Below are 24,310 nucleotides of genomic sequence, written 5' to 3'. Positions count from 1 at the left end.
CTTCTTTCGTCGACGAGGAACAGCTGCGGGGCCGATCTGCACCGGCCCCGCAGTGTTCTCAGCCCAGGAGGTCCTTGAACAGGTCGAACTGCTCGTCCACGAACGTCGTCCACTCGGCGGAGTCGCGGTACACGACCAGGTTCCCGGCGTCGGCCTGGAACTTCTGGTAGCTGTCGGACTCGACGGCCTCCTTGACCGCGGCCTCGAGCGTGGACTTCACGTCATCCGGCAGGCCCTTGGGTGCGTAGATGCCACCCCAGCCGCCGAAGACGACGTTCTCGCCGATGGCCTCTTCGACCGTCTCGACGTCTTCCGCGTCGGGGTGCCGCACGTCGTTCATGACGGCGAGGATGCGCACGGATTCGCCCTGGGCCAGCGCCTCGCCGAGTCCGGAGACGGCGGCGACGGTCTCACCGGAGGCGGCCGCCGCGACGGCTGTCGCTCCGCCGTCGTACGGGACCGGGGTGAAGTCGGCGTCGGTCGCGCTGCCGAGTCCGACGGTCGCGGCCTCCCAGATGGAGCCGGCGCCGGAGTTCGCGACGGTGACGGCGCCGGCCTTCGCCTGGGTGACGAGGTCTTCCAGTGTCTCGATGCCGCTGTTCGCGCCGACCGTGACGACTCCGGGGGCCAGCATGATCTGGCCGAGCAGGTCGAAGTTCTCGGGCAGGACGTCGGCACCCTGCGTGGTGTTCAGCATCGCGATCTCGACGGGGGCGAATCCGATGACGTAGCCGTCGGGATCCTGTGCGCCCACATACTCCATCGCGAGGGCGCCGGCGGCACCCGGCATGTTCTCCGGGATGACGCTGACGTCGAGGATCTTCTCGAGCTCCGTGGCGAGCGCACGCGACGAGAGGTCGGAGCCTCCGCCGGGGTTGGCCTGGATGATGAGGCGGAGGTCGTTCTCGGGGAAGGCCGATCCGGCCTCTTCGCCCTCTTCGACCTTGGTGCAGGCCGAGACGATGAGAGCGGTGGCTGCGAGGGCGGCGATCGCGGCGGCCGCCCGGGTGATGCGCTTGCGGGGCATCTTTGCTCCTCTACGTGGGTCGACCTTGTTGTCGACTCCCTGAGGCTAGCAGTGTTGACTGTTAACAGTCAACACTCATGCGACCTCTTCGGCGAGCGGATGCGCCCCCTCAGGCGCGGGCGGCGAGCTCGGCGAGCATGCGTTCGCGGGCGCCGTCCAGGTGCTCCGACAGCACCTTCGCCGCCTGCGCGGGCTTCCCGCTGCGCATCACGTCCATGAGCTTCACGTGATCGCCGGATGACTCGTGCAGGTCTTCGTCGTGGTTGATGGTGACCTCGAGCAGAGCGGTGAACGTCGGGAGGTACTGATTCCACGCACCCTCGAGGCGAGGGTGGTCGGCGAGGGCGTAGATCTGCGAATGGAACTCGAGGTCGGCGACGACGAAGGCCGCGTGATCGCCTGCATCCGCCGCCTCTCCCATGCGGCCGACGGCGGCCGCCATCGCGGTCCAGCGGGAGTCGTCCTCGACGCGCATCGCCCGGGAGAGCGCGAGCTGCTCGAGGGCACCGCGCAGGCTGTAGAGCTGATCGACGTCGTCATGGGTGAGCCCGACGATGTAGACGCCGCGGGGGCGCTGAACTTCGACGAGCTTCTCGAAGCTGAGCTGCGTTAGCGCGTCGCGCACGGGTCCGCGGCTGACCGAGAACTCCTCCGCCAGCGCCTCTTCGGTGATACGTGCGCCGGGGGCGAGTTCACCGCGCACGATGCGCTGCCGCAGGACTCGGGCCACCTGCGCGCCGAGGGATTCTCCACGCTTCACGGACTGCGTCATGGTGACCTCCTGTTAACTGTTGACAGGATACACACCACGCAGGGCGGGGTGCCTAGGCGCTCCCGCGCGGGTCCCAGAGCACGACCTCGGTCGAGCGGCGCAGGCGACGACCGGTCGGCATCGGTACCACTCCCGAGGAACCGGCGGCGAACACGCGCACGCCGGGACGATTCTCGCGTTCGGCGCGCAGTGCACCCTCGAGCACGGCGATGCGGCTGCGAAGCGCGCGGTTCTCATCTTCGAGGTCGAGCAGGCGCGCGATCGCAGGAAGGCTCACGCCTTCGGAGGAGAGCTGGGCGACCTCGCGCAGCTGCTCGATGTTGCGGGGCGAGTAGCGGCGGGATCCGCCTTGCGTGCGTCCGGGCACGACCAGACCGATGCGGTCGTACTGCCGCAGCGTCTGCGGGTGGAGGCCGGACAGCTCGGCGGCGGCCGCGATCGCGAACACCGGGGTGTCAGCGTTCATCACAGGAACCTCTCTCCTCCCCCGTCGGTGGCGGGCAGAAGCGCCCACGCAGGCAGACGCGCCGGAACAGGCAGAAGCGCCGGAACAGGCGAGTTCTTCACAGAACGGCCTGATCCGGCGCGAACGCCTGCGTCGGCGAGAGTCCGGCTCGTCATCGCCGTGCCTTCGCCATGAGCTCGGCCCGCGGGTTCTCCTCGGGCTCGAGCTCTTGGAACTTCTTCAGTGCTTCGCGTGCGGCGTCGTCGAGGTGCGTCGGCACCGCGACCTGGAGCTCGGCGAGCAGATCGCCGGTGCCCTTGGAGGTCGTGACTCCGCGTCCCTTGACGCGCAGCACCCGCCCGGAGGGGGTGCCGGGTGCGACGCGGAGCTTGACCACGTCGCCGCTGAGCGTCGGGACCTCGATCGTCGCGCCGAGAGTCGCCTCGGTGAAGGTCACCGGGACGACGACCCGCAGGTTCAGACCGTCGCGCGTGAAGACCGGATGCGGGCGCACCGCGATCTGCACCACGATGTCTCCGCTCTCTCCGCCGTCGGGCGAGGGACGACCGCGGCCGCGCAGACGGATCTTCTGCCCGTCGGCGACGCCCGCGGGGATCTTCACCTTGAACGGCTTGCCGTCTTCGCCCTGCAGGGAGATGGTCTCGCCCTGCACGGCGGTGACGAAGTCGAGCGTGGTGCGCGCCGTGACGTCGGCGCCGCGCTGCGGACCGCCGAAGCCGCGGTATCCGCCGCTCGTCTGTCCGAAGCGGCCGTTGCCGAAGCTCGCGCCCTGCCCCTGGTTGAACATCGCGAAGATGTCTTCGAAGTCGGCAGTCTGCCCTCGGCCCTGCTGGCCGAACCGGCTGAATACGTCTTCGAAGCCGCCGGCGCCCTGACCGCTCGCGGTGAAGCGAGCGCCGGAGCCCATGGCGCGGATCTCGTCGTATTCCTTGCGCTGTTCGGCGTCGGAGAGCACGGAGTAGGCCTCGCTGATCTCCTTGAACTTGGCCTCCGCTTTGGCATCACCCTGATTGGAGTCCGGGTGGTACTTCCGCGCGAGCTTACGATACGTCTTCTTCAGATCCGCATCGCTGACGTCCTTGGAGACCCCGAGGGTCTTGTAGAAGTCCTTGTCGAACCAATCCTGGCTGGCCATCGATCACCTACTCCGCAGGGACAGCGACGACGACCTTCGCGGGGCGCAGCTCGACGTCTCCGAGGCGGTAGCCCACCTCGACGACCTCGAGGATCGTGGTCTTCTCGGCACCGGGGGTCGGCTGCTGGAAGATGGCCTCGTGGCGCTGCGGGTCGAATTCCTCGCCCTTCTCGCCGTACGCGACCACTCCGAGACGCTCCACGACCGTGCGCACCTTGTCGGCGATCACGGCGAACGGGGTGCCGTCGACGAGATCGCCGTGCTGAGCGGCGCGGTCGAGGTCGTCGAGCACGGGGACCAGGCCCTTGGCGGCCTCGCCCTTCGCACGTTCGATCTCGACCTGACGCTGCTCCTCGGTGCGGCGACGGTAGTTGGCGTACTCGGCCTGGAGGCGCTTGAGGTCGTTCAGCAGGGTCGACTCGAGGTCGGCGAGCACAGCGTCTTCCGCCGCGGCCTCGCCGGTCTGGGTCGCTCCGAGGATGTCGTCGACCGTGAGGTCGTTCGGCGCACCGTCGACGGGGGTCTCGTCCGACCCCTCGGCGGCGGCCGCTTCACGGGAGTCCGGGTGGTGCGGCGCGGGGCCGGATGCCTGAGCATCCGACCCCTCGCTGCGACCTTCGGCGGACTCAGGATTCTGGTTCTCGTCGAAGTTCTTGTCCGTCATGATTACTTCTTCTCGTCCTCGTCGTCGACGACCTCGGCGTCGATGACGTCTTCCTCGGAGGAGGGAGCGTCACCGGCCGGAGCCTCGCCCTCAGCCGAAGCGCCGGCTGCGGCATCCGCCTGCGAGGAGGCGTAGATGGCCTCGCCGAGCTTGGACTGGGACTGGTTGAGCTTGTCGAACGCGGTCTTCACGGCCTCGTCGTCTTCGCCGGCCAGCGCCGTCTTGAGCGCGTCGACGTCGGCCTTGACCTCGGTCTTCACGTCTTCGGGCAGCTTGTCGTCGTTCTCGGTGATCAGCTTGTCGATCGAGTACGCGAGAGTCTCGGCCTGGTTGCGGACCTCGGCGGCCTCGCGGCGAGCCTTGTCCTCGGCCGCGTGCTCCTCGGCCTCGCGGACCATGCGCTCGATGTCTTCCTTCGACAGCGAGGAGCCGCCGGAGATGACGATCGACTTCTCGGTGCCGGTGCCCTTGTCCTTGGCGGACACGTGCACGATGCCGTTGGCGTCGATGTCGAAGGTGACCTCGATCTGCGGGATGCCACGGGGAGCCGGAGCGATACCCGTCAGCTCGAACGTGCCGAGCGGCTTGTTGTCGCGCGTGAAGTCACGCTCGCCCTGGAAGACCTGGATCGCGACGGACGGCTGGTTGTCGTCTGCCGTGGTGAAGGTCTCGCTGCGCTTGGTCGGGATGGCCGTGTTGCGCTCGATGAGCTTGGTCATCATGCCGCCCTTGGTCTCGATGCCGAGACTCAGCGGGGTGACGTCGATGAGGAGGACGTCCTTGCGCTCACCCTTGAGGACACCGGCCTGGAGCGCGGCTCCGACGGCGACGACCTCGTCCGGGTTGACGCCCTTGTTCGCGTCCTTGCCGGTCTCGCGCTTGACGAGCTCGGCGACCGCGGGCATACGCGTCGATCCACCGACGAGCACGATGTGGTCGATCTCGGACACCTTGATGCCGGCTTCGCGGATGACGTCCTCGAACGGCTTCTTGGTGCGGTCGAGCAGGTCCTTCGTGAGGTCCTCGAACTTCGCGCGGGTGATGGTCTCGGAAAGCGACACCGGGCCCGACTCGGTCAGCGACAGGTACGGCAGGTTGATGCTGGTCGAGGTCGAGGAGGAGAGCTCCTTCTTCGCCTGCTCGGCAGCTTCCTTGAGACGCTGCAGGGCGATCTTGTCGCCCGAGACGTCGACGCCCGTGGTCTCCTTGAACTGCTTGATCAGGTAGTCGACGAGACGCTGGTCCCAGTCGTCTCCACCGAGGCGGTTGTCACCGGCGGTCGAGCGCACCTGGATCGTGGAGAAGTCGTCGTCCTTGCCCACCTCGAGCAGCGACACGTCGAACGTTCCGCCACCCAGGTCGAAGACCAGGATGAGCTCGTCTTCCTTGCCCTTGTCGAGGCCGTAGGCCAGAGCGGCCGCGGTGGGCTCGTTGATGATGCGCAGGACGTTGAGGCCCGAGATCTCGCCGGCCTCCTTGGTGGCCTGACGCTCGGCGTCGTTGAAGTACGCGGGGACGGTGATGACCGCGTCGGTCACCGTGTCGCCCAGGTACGACTCGGCGTCGCGCTTGAGCTTCATGAGGATGCGCGCGGAGATCTCCTGCGGCGTCCACTTCTTGCCGTCGACGTCGAAGCTCCAGTCGGTGCCCATGTGGCGCTTGACGGAGGCGATCGTCCGGTCGACGTTGGTGACGGCCTGGCGCTTCGCGGTCTCACCGACGAGCACCTCCCCGTCTTTGGTGAAGGCCACGACCGAGGGGGTCGTGCGGAAGCCCTCGGCGTTGGCGATGACCTTGGGCTCGCCGCCCTCGAGGACGCTGACGACGGAGTTGGTGGTTCCGAGGTCGATACCGACAGCACGTGCCATGTGTTCTCTCCTTTGTTGGAAGTTCTTTGGTTGGGAAGTTCGTTGTGGTGGATCTCCGCTGTGGTGCGGAAATCCGCGGCGATCAGGGAAACCTGAGTCGCGATGGCTCAACTGTACGCCTGCGCCTTGACCGTGTCAAATCAACTTGATACGAGTCGACTCAAGTTTGCGGAACGCGGGCTCGGGAGCCTTCTGCGCCTGATCGGAACCTGCGCTCCGAGCTGTGGATCAGAAGGGCGCCGGGGAATGTTCCTCGACGAACGTGACGGCGTTCTGGGGTTGCGGTCGATCGATGTAGACCCTGCCCGTCGGGCTCGTCCACGCGTAGGTACCGTCGCCGAGCGCCTCGACGACCCACGGGGAATGGTGTTTGAGCACGTGGTGGCGGCGACACAGATGGCCCAGGTTTCTCGAGGTGGTCGGGCCGCCGCGGGCGGCGTCGTGATGGTGGTCGATATCGCACTCGCGTGCCGCGTGCCCGCAGGTCGGGAATCGGCAGCGTTGATCCCGAGCCCGGAGATACCGTTTCAATTCGGAACCGGGCCGATAGCGATCGACAGCGAGGAGCACCCCCGTGATCGGGTGGGTGAGGATCCGATCCCACCCGGACGCGGCCCCCGCAAGAGCTTTCGCCGTGCCGGCGTCGATCGGCGTGCGCCCATCGAGTTCGGCCGGCATCGAACCTTGTCCCATCAGGGTCGTGACCGGAACGGTGACCGAAACCGATCCGCGGATCGCGGCGAGGAGCCCGTCGGAGGTGTCATGCCCGTCCGGTGCACCGGTGAGCAGCAGGTCGAGAGCGAGGTCGGCGCGGAGCTGCGCGGTGGTGCGCTGATCACCTTCCGACTGTTCCTGCGCGCACTCTGCCTCCTGCGCCGACTCCGACCCCTGAGACCCCGACTTCTTCACCTCCTGCGCCATCTGCGTCAATCGCTCGAAGACACCGTGAACGAGTGCGGACGGGCCGAGCAGCCCGAGTTGCGACATCCCATCGCCGACGTCTTTCACCCACACCGAACGCTTCTCCCGCGCATCCCGGTGCCGCTCGTCGACCGATCGCGACTGGAACCGCTCCGCGACCCGCCGCCCGTGCCGTGACACCCGGTTCGGGGATTCCGACTCGGCGAACGGGACCATCTCGGCGGAGTAGGCCGCTCGATCCCCCGCGTCTTCGAGATGCTCTGCCGCATCGCAGATCGCCCGCGCGTGCGCGGCGCTGACCCGGCCGGCTCCCTGGGCGGCCCACACCAGCGGGAAGCGCTCCACTCTCCACACCGCGTCGGTCATCCGCGCCTGCACCGTGCGGTCGCTGACCCGCAGCGCCGCCGCCATCTCGGCCGCGACCGTGCGAGCCGCGAGGTCGCCGAAATCGGGATGGGCCGCCTCGTCGGCCACCTGCAGCGCCAGCCGGGAACCGACCGCGAGAACGCCGTCGCGCGCGGCCTGCAGACTGCTGATGGTGCGCTCCAACCCGACGAGCATGTCGGTGAGCTCGCCGAGCGTCTCCATCTGCTCGACCGTCGCATCTGCCAGTGCTGCCATATCCCGAGTCAACCAGGGGCCACCGACATTCAAAGGCCCAGATCAGAGCGAGAAAACGAAATACCGATATGCGGTCGGCAAAGAGGCGCTCAGCCCTGTTCGATCGCCCGGAGCCAGACCCGCCGATGTTCCCGGACGTACCGCAGAGCCCTCGCCCAGTGGTCGCCGTGACCGCTCGCGTGCATCGACGCCCACGGCTCCTCCCCCGTCGAACGGGCACCCTCGAGGAGCGCGAGCATCGCCGCCGTCCGCTCCTCCATCGCCTGCGGCAGGTCACGCCGCAGGGCGGGGCTTGCGCCGTAACCGTCGACGATCGCCGCGAGATCGCCGGCCGCGCTCTCCGCTTCGCGCTCGACGTCGGACAGGGTGAACGCCTGCGCTGCATAAGCGAGATCCCAGAGCCGGGTGCTCGGGGCGGACGCATCCCAGTCGATGAAGACCCATCGGTCCCCGATGACGAGGTTCCAGGGGCCGAGATCGTTGTGGCACACGATCTCGGCAGCCGGAGCGGGGATCGCGGTCTGCCACACGGCGTTCTGCGGAGGCACATACTGAGCGCTCGCGTCATGGATCCGCCGGATCATCGAGCCGACGCGGCGCAGGTCGACCGCGGACAGCGGAGCGCCCGCGATCGCGATCCTGCCGGGGACGAATTCGACGACCTGCCGCCCATGCTCGTCTCGGCCGCGCGGTTCCGGAGCATCGACTCCCGCCGCCCGCAGCGCCGTGACGAAGTGGCTGACGCTCGGGGTCGCATCCGACCACGCTTTGCGCACGGTGTCGCCGATGCGCACCACCGTCCCGCTCGCGTTCCCCCCTGTCAGCACCTCTTCGTCCACGCGTCGACGTTAGCGCAGCGCCTCGACGAGCATCCGACCACACCTTCCCGAACGCGATACTTGACCCTGACACTGTGGCAGACGGGAGAACAGAGACATGTTGTCCATCGGAGCGTTCGCGCAGATCGGCCAGGTGACCCACCGCATGCTGCGGCACTGGGACACGGCTGGCCTGCTCGTGCCCGCCCACGTGGACGAGTTCAGCGGCTACCGCTCCTACGACCCCTCACAACTGGATCGGCTGCATCGGATCGTCGCCCTGCGCCAGCTGGGCTTCGGACTCGATGACATCTCGTCGATCCTCGACCGGGGAGTCGACGCCGATCGCATCGCCTCCCTGCTGCGGATCCGCCGCGCAGAGGTCGAGCTGGAGCACCGGGTCGCCGCGGGGAGACTCGTCGACGTCGAACGGCGCCTCCACCTCATCGAGAAAGAGAACCATATGTCCCGGATCGAGATCGTCGACAAGCCCCTCCCCGCCGTCCGCCTCGCCGCGATCCGCACGGTCGTCCCCGACCAGCCCTCGGTCGCCGGCGTGGTCGGCCCGTCGTTCGACGCGGTCGCCGCGATCATCGGCGACGAGCACTCGCTCTCCACCCCGATCGCCCAGTACGAGACGCTCGACGACGGCGTGCAGGTCATCGCTGGGTACACCTACTCCGGACCCGCGCACGACGGATTCGAGATCGTCGAGCTCCCCGCCGCAGACGAGGCCGTGTGCGGCATCCACCTGGGTTCGATGGACCGCATCGCCGAGAGCTGGCACGGCATCCACTCCGAGATCTTCGCCCGCGGTCTGGTGCACGACGGGGCGTGCCGAGAGCTCTACGTGCGCGCCGTGTCGGATGACCAGTCGGACTGGGTCACCGAGCTGCAGCAGCCGGTCAGACGCGGCTGAGGTCGCTAGGCTGACCGGCATGACGTGGACCGCCTCCGCCACCCGCCGCATCGGCACCGCAGCCGCCATCGTGACGCTCGCGATCCTGCCGCTGAGCGGATGCCTGTACTCGCAGATCCCGGTCGCGTCACCCTCCGAGGCGCCGTCGCCCGGCACGGAGACCGGCGAGACGGAAGCGCCGGTCGGAGGAACGACGCTGAGCTTCGACGAAGGCCTCGAACTCTCGAACGACGCGTACATCGAGTGGGGCGACGGATTCCTCGCCGACGAGCGGTGGGAGACGATCTCGCCCGACGACGGCAACGGCGGCTGGACGTACGGCACGGCCGACGGCACCTGCACGGTGCGGTTCTGGCAGGGACACATGACCGATGTCCCGGTGGTCGAAAGCGACGACAGCGCATCGTCGGATGCCATCCTCGGCGTGCTGCTGGAGACCCCGACGGCCGACATCACCCCCGTCGCGACCACCGGCGAGTTCAGCTACATGACGGGCGGCACCGGCGGCGTCGAGATGCGTCAGGTCAGCGCCGTGGAGGGCTCCCGCTCCTGGCTCATGGCTGCGCGCGCGTTCACGCAGACCGGAGTCGGCCTCTACACGATCGTGGACTGCACCGCCAACGACGCGGAGAAGATCATGGATGCCGTCAACGAGGCGAACGCGATCGTCGTCGCTCGCTGAGCATCACGCCCTCCCCTCGGAGGCGATTCACTTGCCGCCGGGAGGACCGACCAGCAGCAGGATGACGTACAGCGCCACGATGCCGACGGCCAGCAGCACCGCGAGAACCCAGGGCCGGCGCAGGAACCACCGCATCAGCCGGTCGTACCAGCGGCGATCCCGCGGGTCGTCCGTGGCCTCCAGCCGCCAGGCACCATCGAGACGCCCGGTGCGATGCAGCCAGATCTCCATCGGGATCGTGGCGTACGGCACCACGGCGCTGACCACCGCGAGCACGCCGACGCCAGGGTTCCACCGCTGGTTCAGCGCGACCAGGATCGCCGTCGCCCCGTAGGCGAGGAACACGAATCCGTGGATGCCACCGCCCACCGTCACCACGACCCCGGGCGCACCGACGGCGCGGGCGATGATCGCGGCGATCAGGATCGTCCAGGTGATCGCCTCCGCGATCGCGAGAACTCGGAACAGGCGGTCGGGGGTGCGGAACACGGGTCTCCTCGGGTGGGGGTCCTCCCACCGTATCCGGCGGTCGTCGCCGTCGAATCAACCGAATGGTTGAGACCTACGTGACGACGGGGCGCTTCGCGTTTCGAAAGAGCTCGACTGCGGAATATCACGCTGTGCGGAGGCGTTGCCGAAGGCATGGTGACAGTGGACGCGGACGCGATCTCGCAGGTGCTCGGCGCCGTCGACCTCCGCGTCGGCATCGGCCGCCGGACGACTCTCGCCCCCGGTGCGCTGCTGCCGATCCCGACCGGCGCCATCACCCTCGTGTACATCGTCGACGGCGGTGTGCACGGGCATCCTCCGCTCGGCGACGGCTGCCGCCTCGACGTCGACCCGGAGTCGCATCGCCTCACGGTCGACCCGGCCAGCCGCCGCGATCTCCTCGTCGCGGGCGACGCGTTCCTCACGCTCGGCCGCACGCCGTTCGCGCTGGAAGCCCAGGGCGACACGAGCCTCATGATCGCCGAGATCGTGCTCGCCGATGCGGCGTCACCGCTGCCCGCGCTGCTCCCGCCGTTCCTGACGGTCACCGGCTTCGACGCCATCGAGCCGGCCGCCGCCGCCCTCGCCCTGAACATGGGCGTCGTCGACCACACGGTGGAGCCGGCGCGTCAGGGCGACCCGGTCATCTGCCGCATGATGGCGACGACCGTGCTGCTGTCGGTCATCCGCGCCTGGGCGGCGAACGGCTGCGCACCGGCGGGCTGGCCGTCTCTGTCGAACGACCCGTTCCTCGACCGCGTCGTCGACGCCATCCACGAGGAGCCCGGCCGCGACTGGACGGTCGAGCGCCTCGCGGGCATCGGAGCCATGTCGCGGTCGACCTTCGCCGAGCGGTTCCGCAACGCGGTCGGCCGCTCCCCCGCGGACTACGTCACCGAGGTGCGGGTGGATGCGGCGAAGCGGATGCTCGACGCCGGGCGAAGCGTGTCGGAGATCTCCCGAGAGCTCGGCTACGCCTCGGATGAGGGGTTCAGCCGCGCGTTCCGCCGCCGCACCGGCCTGACCCCCTCGTCGTGGCGGATGGCCAACCGGATCCCCGTCTCCGCCTGACGCCGTCGCGCCCGTCCGCCCCGTCCCGTCCGCCCCGGCCCGTACCGTCCCGTCACGTCACGTCACGTCACAACTTCGGAGATACGGCGAGACACGCCGCCGTCGCGGCCCCCGCCCCGGCGCGTCGCCCTCGATCTCCGAAGTTGTGCACGCACGAGGAAGCGAGAGTGGCGCGGCGGGCCGCCGGCAGCGGATCGGCGCGCACCCGGATCAGGCCCGACTGCTGACCCGGTTCGACACCCCGAAGAGCACGGCACCCGCGAGCAGCGCAGACGCACCCAGCACGTAGACCAGCTCGACGTTCAGGGTGTCGACGAGCAGTCCGCCCACGCCCGCGGCCAGGGTGATCGCCCCCTGGAACCCCACGACCACGAGGCTCCCGCCGGCCTCGAGCCGATCCGGCATCCGGTGTCCGACCCAGGTGTTCGCGACGATCAGCCAGGACGAGAAGAAGAAGCCCCACACCACGACCACGATGCCCACGCCCAGGATCGAGCCGGAGAACAGGATCATCGAGATCACGGACACGGCGATCACCAGCGGGGCGAACACCGCGAAGAAGGCGAACGTGCGGTCGATGACGAGTCCGATCGTGATGTTGCCGAGGAGGCCGCCGACGCCGAACAGCGCGAGCAGCACCACGATCGTCGAGGCATCGACCTCGGGGATGCGCTCGAGCGCCAGACGCACGTAGGTGTAGGCGAGGAAGTGCCCGAGCACGACGAGCACGTGCCCGATCATCCCGAGCCCGATTCCCGGCCGGCGCAGGGTGTCGACGAGGAGCCGCAGGCTCGACGCGCGTTCGGCCGGCACCGACGGCAGTGCGAACCGCAGCACCACCGCGAGCACGACCATGAACCCGCCTGCGAGGGCGAAGACCATCCGCCAGTCGACCAGTTCGCTCAGCATCACACCCAGCGGCACGCCCGCCACCGTGGCCAGCGAGACTCCGGCCGAGGTGAACATCACGCCGCGACCCAGGTTCTCCGGACCCGCGAGCCGGGCGGCGACCGTGATCGACATCGCCCAGAAGGCGCTGATCGCGGCACCCAGCAGGAAGCGCGCCAGCAGCACGATGATCAGGTTCGGCGAGATCGCCACGATGAGGTTCGACACCGCCGCGGCGAGCGCCATCCACACCAGCAGCGACCGCCGGTCGAGGCGCGGGAAGATGAGTCCGACCGTCGGCGCGACGACGAGGCCGACGAGTGCCGTGACCGTCACCGTCTGCCCGGCCTGACCGGGGGTGACCCCGAGGCCGTCGGCCATCTCGGTCAGCACGCCGTTGGGGAGGAACTCGGCCGTGACCAGCAGGAAGCCCATCAGCATCAGCACGATGAGTCCGCCGTAGCGGATGCGGGTGACGGCCGTGGCCGGCACGGTGGGGACGGGCGCTGTGGTGGTCATGGTTCCACGTTCGCAGCATCCGGATGCCGCCGCCCGACCGGTCGTCCGCCGCAACCGACCGATCGTCCGGGTCGCGATTCATCTCCCCGTCGGTTCAGCCAGGATGTCTGGACAAGCGCACCGCCGACGCCCTATGCTCGACGACGCACCGGGACGAGCCCGGGAAGCCCGAGCGGAAGGAGCCGAGGACATGAACATCGTCGTTGTCGCGCTCACCGCCGACCACCTTCCCCTCGAGGCCACCCGCTCCTGATCCCGGCGTGGCCTCCTGCTCCCGGAGCCACACCTTGTCTGAACTCTTCGCTTCCTCGGAAGCCGCGTCCTTCGACGCATCATCGTTCGAATCCCTCGAAACCGAACTCTCCTTCGCCGACGTCGATCCCGGAGAGGGGCAACGCTGGTCCACCTGGCCGGCGATCACCCCATCCGAGCGCGGCCCCGAGCCATGGCCGGCGTGGGTGGTGACCTCGGCCGGCGCGCTCGACACCGAGCGCGGCATCCTCAAGACCGGCAAGGAGGCCGACGTCTTCCTGCTGGAACGCGCAGTGCCGGACGACCCGACGCAGCGCACACTGCTGGCGGCGAAGCGCTACCGCAGCGCGGAGCACCGCAGCTTCCATCGCTCGTCGGTGTACACCGAGGGCCGCAGCACCCGGAACACCCGCGACACCCGAGCCCTCGCGAAGAAGTCGGAGCACGGTCGCGCGGTCGCCGCGGCACAGTGGTCGTTCGCCGAGTTCGAGGCGCTGTGCCGGATGTGGGAGCTCGGCGCACCGGTGCCGTACCCGGTGCAGGTCGACGGCACCGAGCTGCTGATGGAGTTCCTCGGCGACGCCGACGGCACGGCCGCACCCCGCCTGGCCCAGGTGCGCAGCGACCGGCACGAACTGCAGGAGTACTACGCCCAGGTGGTCCAGCTGATGCGGATCTTCGCCGCGGCCGGCTTCGCCCACGGCGACCTGTCGGCGTACAACCTGCTCGTGCACGAGGGGCGGGTGCGTGTGATCGATCTGCCGCAGATCGTCGACATCATCGCGAACCCGCAGGGGCTCGATCTGCTGCACCGCGACTGCGTGAACATCTGCGACTGGTTCGCCCGCCGCCGCGTCGACTGCGACGCCGAGGAGCTGTTCGCCGAGCTGCTCGCGGCGTCGTACACGTGAGGCCGGGCCGCCCGTGCCCGTTCCGGTCGCAGTTGCTGCCGCTTCTGTCCGTTCCGGTCGCAGTTGGTGCCGCAGGATCGGCCGTCGGGCGGCACGAACTGCAACCGGAACAGACGGGTCAGTCTCGTGGGCTAGGCGGCGAGGCGGGCGGCCAGCAGCGTCACGAGCTCGTACACGACGTGGCTCGCGGCGATGCCGGTCATCTGCGCATGGTCGTAGGCGGGCGACACCTCGACCACATCCGCGCCGACGATGTTCTGCGAGGACAGTGCCCGCAGGATCCGCAGCAGCTCGCGGCTCGTCAGCCCGCCCGCCTCGGGGGTGCCGGTGCCGGGCGCGTGGGCGGGGTCGAGCACATCGATGTCGATCGACACGTACAGCGGCTTGTCGCCGATGCGCTGCAGGATGCGGGCGATGCCGGCCTCGACCCCGTGCTCCTCGATGTACTCGCTCGACACGATCGAGAAGCCCAGGCGCTCGTCGTCCTCGAGGTCCTGCTTCGAGTACAGGGGCCCGCGCGTGCCGACGTGGCAGCTCGCTGTGAGGTCGATCAGCCCCTCCTCGCTCGCGCGGCGGAACGGCGTGCCGTGCGTGATCGGAGCTCCGAAGTAGGTGTCCCACGTGTCGAGGTGGGCGTCGAAGTGCAGCACCGCGACCGGACCGTGCTTCGCCGCGACCGCCCGCAGCAGCGGCAGGGCCACCGTGTGGTCGCCGCCGATCGTGACGATGCGCTGCACCTGCTCGCCGAGGGCCAGCGCCGCGCGCTCGACCTCGGTGACCGCCTCGGTCAGGTCGAACGGGTTGACCGGGATATCACCGGCATCCACCACCTGCGCGATCGCGAACGGCGACACGTCCTGCGCCGGGTTGTACGGGCGCAGCAGTCGCGAGGACTCGCGCACGTGCGACGGACCGAACCGCGTCCCCGGTCGGTAGCTCACGCCGGAGTCGAAGGGGATGCCGACGACGGCGATGTCGGCGCGCGGCACGTCTTCGATCCGCGGCAGCCGCGCGAAGGTCGCGATGCCGGAGTAGCGGGGGTTCACGGACGCATCGATGGGGCCCACGTTCTCGGTCATTGCTCGTTCCTGTTCGTCGGGGAGGGTCAAGTCGGGGAGGATTCGTCGGATGCTGGTTCTCAGAGGGCGTGCTGCGGGATGTGCACCAGCTGCACGCCGCCCTCGGCGATCGCGGCGCGGATGCTCGACCCGATCTCGTCGCGCCTTTCCACACGACGCCCGGTCGCGCCGAAAGCCGTGGCGAGAGCCGCCCAGTCGGGCTGCACGAGGTCGACGCCGATCGGGGTCATGCCGCGGTCGACCTCGTTCTGCCGGATCTCGGCATAGCCGCCGTTGTCGACGCACACGACCGTGACGTCGAGGCGCTGCTCGACCGCGGTCACCAGCTCGTTCACGCAGAACATCAGGGCGCCGTCGCCGATCACCGTCACGACCGGGTGCTCGGTCTGCGCGACCCGTGCGCCGATCGCGGCGGGAAGGCCGTAGCCGAGGGTCGCGTACGTGGGCGTGTACAGCAGGGAGTGCGGATGCTCGGACCGCAGCACGCTGCCGAGCGCCATGTAGACGATCTGGGAGGAGTCGCCCGCGACGATCGCGTCGTCGGGCAGGGCGTCGGCGATGATCTCGGCGAGCGCGACCGTCTCAGGGGCGGTCTCGCGCATCTCGGCGTCGATCGCGGCGCAGTCGGCGGTGAGATCGCGCGGCGGGCGGAGCTCGGCGGGGAGCAGCTCCAGAAGAGCGCCCGAGACCGCCGCCGCGTCACCCGTGAGACCCACGGTCGCCGCGAGGTTCTTGTCGCGCTGCGCGGGCGAGATGTCGATGCGGATCACGGCTCCGCGGGCCTCGAGTCGTGGCGCCCACAGCTCGGCCTCACCGAGCTTCGAGCCGACCACGAGCAGCACGTCGGCGTCTTCCGCCACCGCCCGGGCCGCGGCGAGACGCAGGTTCGAGCCGAGCGAGAGCGGATGCCGCTCATCGACCACGCCCTTGCCGTTCAGGGTCGTCAGCACCGGGGCGCCGAGGCGCTCGGCGAGGGATGTGACCTCGTGCGCAGCGTCCGCCGCTCCCCCGCCGGCGACGATCACCGGGTTCTTCGCGGCGGCCAGCAGCCGTGCCGCCTCGGCGAGTGCGGACGGATCCTCGGAGACCCGCGCGGGGATCGGACGCGGCCGCCGCGCTTCGACGGGAACATCGGCCGGAGCCTCCAGCACATCGAGCGGGATCTCGATGTGCACGGGACGTGGACGCCCGGTGCGGAACAGCGTGAACGCGTCGTGCACGGCCTCGACCGCCTCGGCGGCGCTGGTCACGCGGCGCGACCACTCGGCGATCGCGCCGACCATGGCGGTGGCGTCCTTCGTCTCGTGCAGGGTGCCGACGTCGGCGAACTCCGCCCCGAGCGGCACTCCCGGGGACAGCACGATGAGCGGCCGCGACTCGCAGAACGCCGTGCCGATCGCGCTCATGGCGTTCTGGAGGCCAGGGCCCGAGGTCGTGATGACCACTCCGGGGAGGCCGGTCTGCTGCGCCCAGCCGTCGGCGCCGTAGCCGGATCCCTGTTCGTGACGGTTCGTCACCGCACGGATGCCGAGGTCGGCGAGCGGCCGGTAGAGCTCGAGGTTGTGCGTGCCGGGGATGCCGAAGATCGCGGTCACGCCATAGGCGCGGATCGTCTCCAGCACGGCGCGTCCGGCGGTGTCGGCGTACTGCTCGGCCGGGGTGGTGTCGTTGCTCATCGTGTCATCCTCACACCCGGTGACGGCGCGTGCCGTCGACCCAGGTCTCGCGCACGGTGATCGCCGAGATCTCCTCGGCGGGAACAGCCAGCGGGTCACCCGAGAGCACCGCGAAGTCGGCGTACTTGCCGACCTCGAGCGAACCCAGGTCGTCTTCGCGGCCGATCGACACGGCACCCTCGATCGTGTGGGCGCGGAGGGCGGCGAGCGCGGAGACCCGCAGGTCGTCGGGGCCGAGCTTGTGTCCACGGCGGGTGACGCGGGTGACCGCGGTCTGGATGGCCTCGAGCGGGATCGGCTCGGCGACGGGAGCATCCGACGAGATCGTGAACGGCACGCCCGCACGCTCGAACTCGCCCAGCGGATTGAAGCGCTCGCCCGGCGTGCCGATGGCCTCCTCCACGCCCTCGCCCCAGTTGAAGTAGTGCTGGGTCTGGTTGACCGGACGGATGCCGGCGACGGCCATCCGCTCGATCTGCTCGGGCGTCGGCAGGCCGCAGTGCTCGATGCGGTGGCGGGCGTCGGCATCCGGATGCTCGGCGAGCGCGGCCTCGATCGCCGACACGACCATCTCGATCGCGGTGGGCGACTGCGCGTGCGTCGCGGTCTGCAGCCCCGCGGCGTGCGCCTTGCGGATGAGCCCGGCGTACTCGGCCGGCTCGTGGTACAGCTGACCGGTGCGGCAGGGGTCGCCCACGTAGCCGTCGGGGAAGTACGCGGTCCAGCCGCCGAGCGTGCCGTCAGCGTAGAACTTGATGCCGGCGAAGCTGAGGTGCGCGTTGCCGAACTGGCCGACCAGACCCATCTCGAGCGCCTCGTCGAGCAGGTGCGACAGCAGGTACATCGACACGCGCAGTTCCAGGCGACCGGCCTCGGCGAGTCGCAGGTACATGTCGAACTCGCGACGGGTGACCTGGCAGTCGCCGATCGAGGTGACGCCGCCGGCGAGGAAGCGCTGCGTCGCGGCATCCAGCTGGCGCAGGTGCTCCTCCGGCTCATCCGCCAGGTGGAAGTTCGGACCGTGGTGACCGATCTTCACGCCGTGCACACCGGTGAGGATGTTGCACGCCGCATCCGACAGTTCACCGGTCAGCTCGCCGTCCGCGTCGCGGAAGAACTCGCCGCCCTCGGGATTCGGGGTGTCGCGGTCGACGCCGTTGATCTCCAGCGTGTGGGAGTTCACGACCCCACCGTGGCCCGACGCGTTCATGAGGTACACCTCGCGGTCGGCCGACACCTCGTCGAGCTCGAAGCGGGTGGGGTGCCGCTTCTCGGCGAGGTTGCGCTGCTCGTAGCCGTAGCCGCGCACCGGGCGACCCTCGGGGAGCTCGGCCGCCGCCGCCTTCAGCAGCGCCACGATCTCGGGGATGCTGCCCGCCTTCTCCGGCCCGCAGTCGACCCAGCTCATCATCTGCCCGAACATGAGCGGATGCGCGTGGGCGTCGACGAAGCCGGGGACGACGACCGCGTCCCCCAGGTCGATGCGTTCCGGAGAGAGCCCACCCCGTTCGGCCGCATCCTCGCACTCGACGGGGGTGCCGATCGCGAGGATCCGCCCGCGGTTGGTCAGCATCGCCGTGGCCGTGGTGGCCGCGGCATCCGCCGTGTGGATCGCGTGCGCGGTCAGCAGGACGGGTGTCGTCTGAGCAGAGCGGTCGAAGGGGGTGAGCTTTCTCATGGCAGCCTGTTCGCGGTCGTGTCGAGTGCGGGTGGTGAAGGAGCGGTCGCGGTCAGGGCAGCCGGTTCGCCGTCGTGTCGGTGCGGGCCGTGAAGGATCCGGTGACGGGAGCCTCGTCGGAGTGCTGCGGCGCGAGACGCGTGCAGATGCCGGCGATGACGGCCATGCCGATGAACATCGCGATGACCGACCAGATGCTGCCGGTCCAGGCGATGAGCTGCGTCGCGAACCAGGGCGAGAACCCTGCCCAGACCGCCGCGCCCACGCCGTAGGAAAGCGCGATCGACGTGTAGCGGGCCTGCGGACGGAACATCTGCGAGAGCAGCGCGGCGATCGGGGCATACGTCGCACTCATCGCGATGCGCACCAGCGAGGCGAACAGGAAGATGAGCGGCTCGACGCGTCCGGGCAGGATCAGCAGGAACGGCACGAACGTGAGCACCGAGGTGATCAGGCCGATGTACATGACGTTCTTCCGACCCCACTTGTCGCCCAGCCAGGCGACCGGGAGGGTCACGACGAACTCCACGAAGGAGGCGATCGTCATGGCGTCGAGGATGACCTGCTCGCTGATCGCGACCGTGTCGCCGGTGGCATAGGCCGTGGCGAAGGTGGTGGCCAGGTAGTAGCCACCGGTCGAGATCGGCAGGATGCCGATGCCGAGGAGGATCGGACGCCAGTTGGTGCGCAGCGCGAACGCCAGGGGCATCGACTGCTTGCGGCCCTCGACCTTCGCCTCGAAGACCGGGGTCTCCTCGACGCGGTAGCGCACCCAGAAGCCGACGCCGACCAGCACGATCGACAGCAGGAACGGGATGCGCCAGCCGCCGTTCATGATGAAGTCGTCGCCCATGCGGGTCATGATCGCGAAGATGCCGGAAGCCAGCAGCGCACCGGCCGGGTTGCCGAGCTGCGTGAAACCGCCGTAGAAGGTCTTCGACTTCTCGGGAGCGTGCTCGACGCTCATGAGCACCGCGCCGCCCCATTCGCCGCCGACCGCGAGGCCCTGCACCGCGCGGAGCAGGATCAGGAGGATCGGGGCGAGGATGCCGATGTTCTCGTAGGTCGGAAGGCAGCCGACGAGCACCGTGGCCGCTCCCATCATCAGCAGCGTGATGACGAGCGACGTGCGCCGGCCGAGCTTGTCGCCGATGTGGCCGAAGATGATGCCGCCGAGGGGGCGGACGAGGAAGGCGACCGCGAAGGTCGCGAAGGCCGCTGCGGTCTCGGCCAGCCGGTCGCCGCTCGGGAAGAACAGCGGACCGAAGACGAGCGCCGCGGCGGTCGCGTAGACGTAGAAGTCGTACCACTCGATGGTGGTGCCGACGAAGGCGGCGATGCCGGCACGGCGTGCCCGGCTGTGCGTGCCGCTGGTGGGGGTAGTGGTCATGAGGGTGCCCGCTCCTTTGCGGAAGATGTCGGATAGCGAAGGATGCTACGGCTGCGTGGAGCCGCCGGCAAGGGCAGAACTCCAGCGAGAACGAGTATTCACTGAGTATCTGATCGTCGTTTCGTGCAATGCGTGCCTTCCCCACGGCCTCGCCCCCTCTTACACTGAACATGCGCGCGGCGAAGCGTGCGATCGCGGGAAACTGAGGAAATGGGCGGAACCATGGATTTCGACGCCGAACTGATCCGTGCGCTGCAGGAAGACGGTCGCGCCAGCATCCTCTCCCTCGCCCAGCGACTCGGGCAGTCCCGGGCCGCCGTCGCAGCACGACTGCGCACGATGCTCGCCGACCGGACGGTACGGGTCGTGGCCGCCGTCGATCCCGTGTTCCTCGGGCAGCATGTGCTCGCCCACGTCTCCATCCGCACCGACGGCGCGGTCGAGCTCGTCGCCGAGCACCTGCGCGACATGAGCGAGACCGTGCTGGTGTCGGCGGTCGGCGGCGCGCACGATGTGGTCACCGAGGTGCGCGTCGGGTCGATGTCGGAGCTGCACGACCTGCTGGCTCTCATCCGCGCGATCGACGGCGTGCTCGACATCAGCACCATCATCTACTCGACCGTGATCAAGGGGTTCTTCGTCTCCGAGTACCACGGCGGCGTCACGCTCGACGCGATCGACGAGGCCCTGATCGAGCAGCTGCAGACTGACGGGCGCAAGAGCTTCCGCGCGCTGGGCGAGGAGGTGCGGCTCTCCCCCTCTGCCGTCGCCACCAGGGTGCAGCGGCTGATCGACGGCGGAGTGATCAAGATCAGTGCGGTCGAGGCGCGCGGCCTCGCCCACCGGCAGCTGTCGATGGGCGTGGGCATGACCCTCGGCGACGACGACGATGCCGTGATCGACGAGCTGCGGCGCGGACGAGGGGTGGACTTCGCCGCGCGCACCCTCGGCCGGTTCGACGCCGTGGCCACGCTGGTCGAGCCCTCCGCCGGGGCGCTGTACGCGAGCCTCGAGCGCCTGCGCGCGCTGCCCGGGGTGACGCGCATAGAGGCCTGGCTGCACCTCGCCGTGCTCAAGGAGGACTACGCCCGCACGCTTCGGCCGCTGCGCACGGACTGAGCTGGGTCTCTCGCGCGTGCTTGCGGTCGCAGTTCGCGCCGCCTTCCGGACGCGCGGGCGTCACCAAGTGCGACCGGAAGCGGGAGAGAGCGGCATATGCGTGCGGCGCGTCGTCACCGGCCGTTCACCGGGCGCGGCCAGACTTCCAGCATGAGCGAACCCGATCCTCGCCAGGGCGTCCCCGAGCCCGTGGCCACCGCGAACAGCGGTGCCGTCGCCGTCGTCGGCCTCGACCTGCGCGGCGAGACACCCGCGCCCAAGAAGCAGGTCTACTCGTGGGCGCTGTGGGACTGGGCGACGCAGCCCTTCAACACCGTCATCCTCACGTTCGTGTTCACCGCGCTCTACCTCGTCGGCGAGGGCTTCCTCCCCGCCGACGTCGCAGCACTCGATGCGAGCGACCCGGCTCGGATGGCCGCGGAGGCAGACCTCGCCTCCGGCCTGGGCCTCGGCTCGACCATCGCGGCCTTCGGCATCCTGCTGCTCGCCCCCGTGCTCGGCCAGCGGGCGGATGCCGCGGGGCGCCAGAAGCTCTGGCTCGGGATCGGCACCGGAGCCCTGATCCTCTGCATGCTGGGCCTGTGGTTCGTCGAACCGACGCCGAGCCTGTTCTGGCTGGGCGTCGCCCTGATCTCGGCCGCGACCGTGTTCCAGGAGATCGCCGCGGTGAACTCCAACGCGATGCTCATCGGCATCGCGAACCCGAAGAACGTCGGCCGCATCTCGGGGCTCGGATGGGGCTTCGGGTACCTCGGCGGCATCATCGCCCTGGTGGTCGTCGTGGTGCTCGACACCTTCGACTGGTTCGGCATGTCGACCGACAACGGCCTCGCCTATCGACTGATCGCCGTCGGATGCGCCGTGTGGGCGATCGTCTTCAGCATCCCGATCTTCCTCAACGTGCCGGAGCCGTCGCTCGGCCGCCCGGAGCGCAAGGTCGGCTTCTTCGCCTCCTATCCGCTGCTGGTGAAGGACGTCGCGGGGCTGTACCGCAACGAGGAGACGCGGCCGACCTTCTGGTACCTGCTGGCGAGCGCTGTGTTCCGTGACGGCCTGGGCGGAGTGTTCGCGTTCGGAGCGATCATCGGCACGGCCGTGTTCAAGTTCGAGGCGCAGGACATCATCGTCTTCGGCATCGTCGCGAACCTGATCGCCGGCGTCTCCACGATCGCCGCCGGCCGACTCGACGACCGCCTCGGGCCGAAGCGGATCATCCTCGCCTCGATCGGCTCGATGATCGTCGCCGGCCTCGCGGTCTTCTTCCTGCGGGACGCGGGGTCGATGGTCTTCTGGATCGGCGGCCTCGTCCTGTGCGCGTTCGTCGGCCCCGCTCAGGCGGCGGCACGCTCCTTCCTCGCACGGGTCACCCCGGCCGGCCGGGAGGGCGAGATCTTCGGCCTCTACGCCACGACGGGTCGCGCCGCCAGCTGGATGGCCTCGGGCGCCTGGACGCTCCTGATCGTCCTGACGAGCCAGACCGCCTACGGCATCCTGGGCATCGTGATCGTCCTCATCGCCGGCTTCCTGCTGCTGCTCCCGGTGAAGGCGCCCCGCTGAGTCGTGAACGCCCCGCGGCGCGAGTAGCCTGCGCACCCACACGCCCGCCCGCACGCCCACCCACACGCCCGCACAACTTCGGATCTCGCGGGCGACACGCCGGGCTTGGGCTCCGCATCCCGGCGCGTCGTCATCGAAGTCCGAAGTTGTGTCGGGGCGCCATCAGTGCGGCGGGAGTAGCCTGACCGCGTGACCGTGATCCTCGCCTTCCTCGCCAACATCCTCGTCGCGGTGGCGAAGACGATCGCCGCGATCATCACCGCCTCGGCATCGATGGTCGCCGAGGCGGCGCATTCCTGGGCGGATGCCGGCAACGAGGTGTTCCTCCTGATCGCCGACCGCAGCGGCGCGAAGACGAAGGATGCGCGGCACCCCCTCGGCTACGGACGCAACGCCTTCGTGTGGTCGCTCATCGCGGCCTTCGGGATCTTCACGGCCGGATCGATCGTGTCGATCATGCACGGCATCCAGGAGCTGTCCGACACCGGCCCCGTCGAGAGTCCGATGGTCGCGTACATCGTGCTCGGAGTCTCGTTCGTGCTGGAAGGCGCGTCGTTCACGCAGGCGATGGTGAAGTCGCGGCGGCTGGCGAAGGAGCGCGGATCGTCGACCTGGGACTTCGTGCTGGAGACGAGCGACACGACGCTGCGTGCCGTGTTCTTCGAGGACTCCGCTGCGCTCATCGGCCTGGCGATCGCGGCGGGCGCCATCGCGATGCACCAGATCACCGGCGTCGCCGCCTGGGATGCGATCGGCTCGATCCTCGTCGGCGTGCTGCTCGGCGTGGTCGCGGTCATCCTGATCCGGCGGAACATCATCTTCCTCGTCGGGGCCACGGCGGCGCCGAAACTGCGCGCCCGTGTCGGCACCGCCCTGCTCGGACTCGAGCAGATCGAACGCGTCACCTACCTGCACATCGAGTACGTGGGTCCGAACCGGCTGTTCATCGTGGCCGAGATCGACCTGGCCGGCGACGCCCGCGAGCACGATGTGGCCCGACGGCTGCGCGACGTCGAGCGGCGGATCGAGGCGCATGAGGCCGTCGAGACGGTCGTGCTGTCGCTCTCGGTCGACGACGAGCCGTCGCTCGAGTTCGCGCGCGCTTAGAGCCCGGCCGGCCCAGCGCTGCCAGTTGTCGGCGAGCTTGTTCAGCGCTGCCAGTTGTCGGCGAGCCGGCTCAGCGCTGCCAGTTTTCGGCGAGCTTGTTTAGCAGTCGGGCGAGCTCGACGCGCTCGTCATCGGTGAAGGATGCGAGTGCGGTCGTGAGCATCTCGCGGCGCTCACCGCGCATGCCGCGGGCGAGCTTGCGCCCCTCGTCGGTCAGCGCGATGCGCGTGCGTCGCGCGTCGTCGGGGTCGGCCTCGCGGCGCACGAAGCCGCGCTCGACGCCCTGCTGCACGAGCCGTGAAGCGCGCGGCTGATCGACCCCGATCACGATGCCGAGGTCGCTGACGCTGAGCGGAGCGGATGCCGCGGCCAGGGCCTCGAGCATGCGCATGCGAGCGGGGCCGCCGAGCCGACCGGACGGGTCGGACATCCAGGGGGGCATGCCCGGGTGACCACGGTGGTGGTCGAAGTGATCGTGAGCGTCGTCGCCATGCGAACCCGCGTGCGGACCGCCGTGCCAGCCGTGCGGGCCTCCGTGACCGCGACCGCGCTCGGCGGCGCCGCGACCGCCGCCTGGGCCCCGATCACCGGGACGACGCCCGCGCAGGCGGGACAGCGCCTGCGCGATGGATTCGGCGGGATCCTGCGCGGCGGGGTCGTGCGGTTCGGTGGTCACGGCTC

22 protein-coding genes are annotated in these 24,310 nt (G+C 69.3%); 7 read left to right on the top strand and 15 right to left on the bottom strand.

The features are described from left to right. Nucleotides 1-58: 58 nt before the first annotated feature. From DW298_RS10315 to DW298_RS10280, 8 genes are all read right to left on the bottom strand, one after another. Entirely contained in the window at nt 59-1,027 is a 969-nt protein-coding gene (locus DW298_RS10315; protein WP_136042390.1) for a tripartite tricarboxylate transporter substrate binding protein, read from the bottom strand. Between the two features lie 109 nt (nt 1,028-1,136). Next, nucleotides 1,137-1,799, bottom strand: coding sequence for a GntR family transcriptional regulator (locus DW298_RS10310; RefSeq protein WP_136042389.1), 663 nt, complete (start codon nt 1,797-1,799; stop codon nt 1,137-1,139). Between the two features lie 52 nt (nt 1,800-1,851). Continuing rightward, nucleotides 1,852-2,265: a MerR family transcriptional regulator gene (locus tag DW298_RS10305; protein WP_136042388.1), complete on the bottom strand. Its 414-nt coding sequence runs from the start codon at nt 2,263-2,265 to the stop codon at nt 1,852-1,854. Between the two features lie 151 nt (nt 2,266-2,416). Beyond that, nucleotides 2,417-3,400, bottom strand: coding sequence for a DnaJ C-terminal domain-containing protein (locus DW298_RS10300; RefSeq protein ID WP_136042387.1), 984 nt, complete (start codon nt 3,398-3,400; stop codon nt 2,417-2,419). 7 nt (nt 3,401-3,407) lie between these two features. Further along, complete coding sequence (locus tag DW298_RS10295) at nt 3,408-4,064, bottom strand: nucleotide exchange factor GrpE (protein ID WP_136042386.1); 657 nt, start codon at nt 4,062-4,064, stop codon at nt 3,408-3,410. Between the two features lie 2 nt (nt 4,065-4,066). Then, nucleotides 4,067-5,932, bottom strand: a complete 1,866-nt coding sequence (gene dnaK, locus DW298_RS10290) for a molecular chaperone DnaK (RefSeq protein ID WP_105711538.1) — start codon at nt 5,930-5,932, stop codon at nt 4,067-4,069. Nucleotides 5,933-6,160: 228 nt separating this feature from the next. Next, entirely contained in the window at nt 6,161-7,474 is a 1,314-nt protein-coding gene (locus DW298_RS10285; RefSeq protein ID WP_136042385.1) for an HNH endonuclease signature motif containing protein, read from the bottom strand. Nucleotides 7,475-7,563: 89 nt separating this feature from the next. Further along, nucleotides 7,564-8,313, bottom strand: coding sequence for a phosphotransferase (locus DW298_RS10280; protein WP_136042384.1), 750 nt, complete (start codon nt 8,311-8,313; stop codon nt 7,564-7,566). A 97-nt stretch (nt 8,314-8,410) separates the two neighbouring features. Here DW298_RS10280 and DW298_RS10275 point away from each other — a divergent pair, with 97 nt between their 5' ends. Both DW298_RS10275 and DW298_RS10270 read left to right on the top strand, forming a co-directional pair. Continuing rightward, on the top strand, nt 8,411-9,211 hold the full coding sequence (locus DW298_RS10275) for a MerR family transcriptional regulator (protein WP_136042383.1): 801 nt from the start codon (nt 8,411-8,413) through the stop codon (nt 9,209-9,211). 19 nt (nt 9,212-9,230) lie between these two features. Next, nucleotides 9,231-9,893, top strand: coding sequence for a hypothetical protein (locus tag DW298_RS10270; RefSeq protein ID WP_136042382.1), 663 nt, complete (start codon nt 9,231-9,233; stop codon nt 9,891-9,893). Nucleotides 9,894-9,920: 27 nt separating this feature from the next. Here DW298_RS10270 and DW298_RS10265 read toward each other — a convergent pair whose 3' ends face one another. Beyond that, nucleotides 9,921-10,382, bottom strand: coding sequence for a DUF3817 domain-containing protein (locus DW298_RS10265; RefSeq protein WP_136042381.1), 462 nt, complete (start codon nt 10,380-10,382; stop codon nt 9,921-9,923). 153 nt (nt 10,383-10,535) lie between these two features. On the opposite strand from DW298_RS10265, the gene DW298_RS10260 reads away from it, so the two are divergent. Then, entirely contained in the window at nt 10,536-11,453 is a 918-nt protein-coding gene (locus tag DW298_RS10260) for an AraC family transcriptional regulator (RefSeq protein ID WP_136042380.1), read from the top strand. 210 nt (nt 11,454-11,663) lie between these two features. Here the strand turns inward: DW298_RS10260 and DW298_RS10255 are convergent, their stop codons facing one another. Continuing rightward, nucleotides 11,664-12,860 (bottom strand): MFS transporter, encoded by a 1,197-nt coding sequence (locus DW298_RS10255; protein WP_136042379.1) that lies wholly within the window; start codon nt 12,858-12,860, stop codon nt 11,664-11,666. 287 nt (nt 12,861-13,147) lie between these two features. Here DW298_RS10255 and DW298_RS10250 point away from each other — a divergent pair, with 287 nt between their 5' ends. Continuing rightward, nucleotides 13,148-14,023 carry an RIO1 family regulatory kinase/ATPase gene (locus DW298_RS10250; RefSeq protein WP_136042378.1) on the top strand — a complete coding sequence of 292 codons (876 nt, stop codon included), beginning with the start codon at nt 13,148-13,150 and terminating at the stop codon, nt 14,021-14,023. 131 nt (nt 14,024-14,154) lie between these two features. On the opposite strand, the gene speB is transcribed toward DW298_RS10250, so the two are convergent. The 4 genes from speB to DW298_RS10230 are packed head-to-tail and all read right to left on the bottom strand — an operon-like array spanning nt 14,155 to nt 19,846. Further along, entirely contained in the window at nt 14,155-15,102 is a 948-nt protein-coding gene (gene speB, locus DW298_RS10245) for an agmatinase (protein WP_136042377.1), read from the bottom strand. Nucleotides 15,103-15,161: 59 nt separating this feature from the next. Further along, a complete protein-coding gene (locus tag DW298_RS10240; RefSeq protein WP_136042376.1) occupies nt 15,162-16,778 on the bottom strand; it encodes a thiamine pyrophosphate-dependent enzyme in 1,617 nt (538 codons plus the stop codon). A 10-nt stretch (nt 16,779-16,788) separates the two neighbouring features. Further along, the gene (locus DW298_RS10235; protein ID WP_136042375.1) at nt 16,789-18,456 is read right to left on the bottom strand and encodes an amidohydrolase; all 1,668 of its coding nucleotides are present in this window, start codon (nt 18,454-18,456) and stop codon (nt 16,789-16,791) included. Between the two features lie 52 nt (nt 18,457-18,508). After that, nucleotides 18,509-19,846 (bottom strand): MFS transporter, encoded by a 1,338-nt coding sequence (locus tag DW298_RS10230; RefSeq protein WP_136042374.1) that lies wholly within the window; start codon nt 19,844-19,846, stop codon nt 18,509-18,511. Nucleotides 19,847-20,056: 210 nt separating this feature from the next. On the opposite strand from DW298_RS10230, the gene DW298_RS10225 reads away from it, so the two are divergent. From DW298_RS10225 to DW298_RS10215, 3 genes are all read left to right on the top strand, one after another. After that, nucleotides 20,057-20,965 (top strand): Lrp/AsnC family transcriptional regulator, encoded by a 909-nt coding sequence (locus DW298_RS10225; RefSeq protein WP_240745098.1) that lies wholly within the window; start codon nt 20,057-20,059, stop codon nt 20,963-20,965. A gap of 150 nt (nt 20,966-21,115) precedes the next feature. After that, nucleotides 21,116-22,522 carry an MFS transporter gene (locus tag DW298_RS10220; RefSeq protein ID WP_168429589.1) on the top strand — a complete coding sequence of 469 codons (1,407 nt, stop codon included), beginning with the start codon at nt 21,116-21,118 and terminating at the stop codon, nt 22,520-22,522. A gap of 189 nt (nt 22,523-22,711) precedes the next feature. Next, nucleotides 22,712-23,629: a cation diffusion facilitator family transporter gene (locus DW298_RS10215; protein ID WP_136042373.1), complete on the top strand. Its 918-nt coding sequence runs from the start codon at nt 22,712-22,714 to the stop codon at nt 23,627-23,629. 70 nt (nt 23,630-23,699) lie between these two features. Here the strand turns inward: DW298_RS10215 and DW298_RS19650 are convergent, their stop codons facing one another. After that, nucleotides 23,700-24,305, bottom strand: coding sequence for a MarR family winged helix-turn-helix transcriptional regulator (locus DW298_RS19650; RefSeq protein ID WP_240745097.1), 606 nt, complete (start codon nt 24,303-24,305; stop codon nt 23,700-23,702). Nucleotides 24,306-24,310: the final 5 nt, after the last annotated feature.

The sequence above is a fragment of the Microbacterium sp. A20 genome, from assembly GCF_004794515.1.
GTDB lineage: Bacteria > Actinomycetota > Actinomycetes > Actinomycetales > Microbacteriaceae > Microbacterium.
The sequence above is the reverse complement of the archived record's forward strand: the minus strand, read 5'-3'. Positions and strand labels throughout refer to the sequence as shown.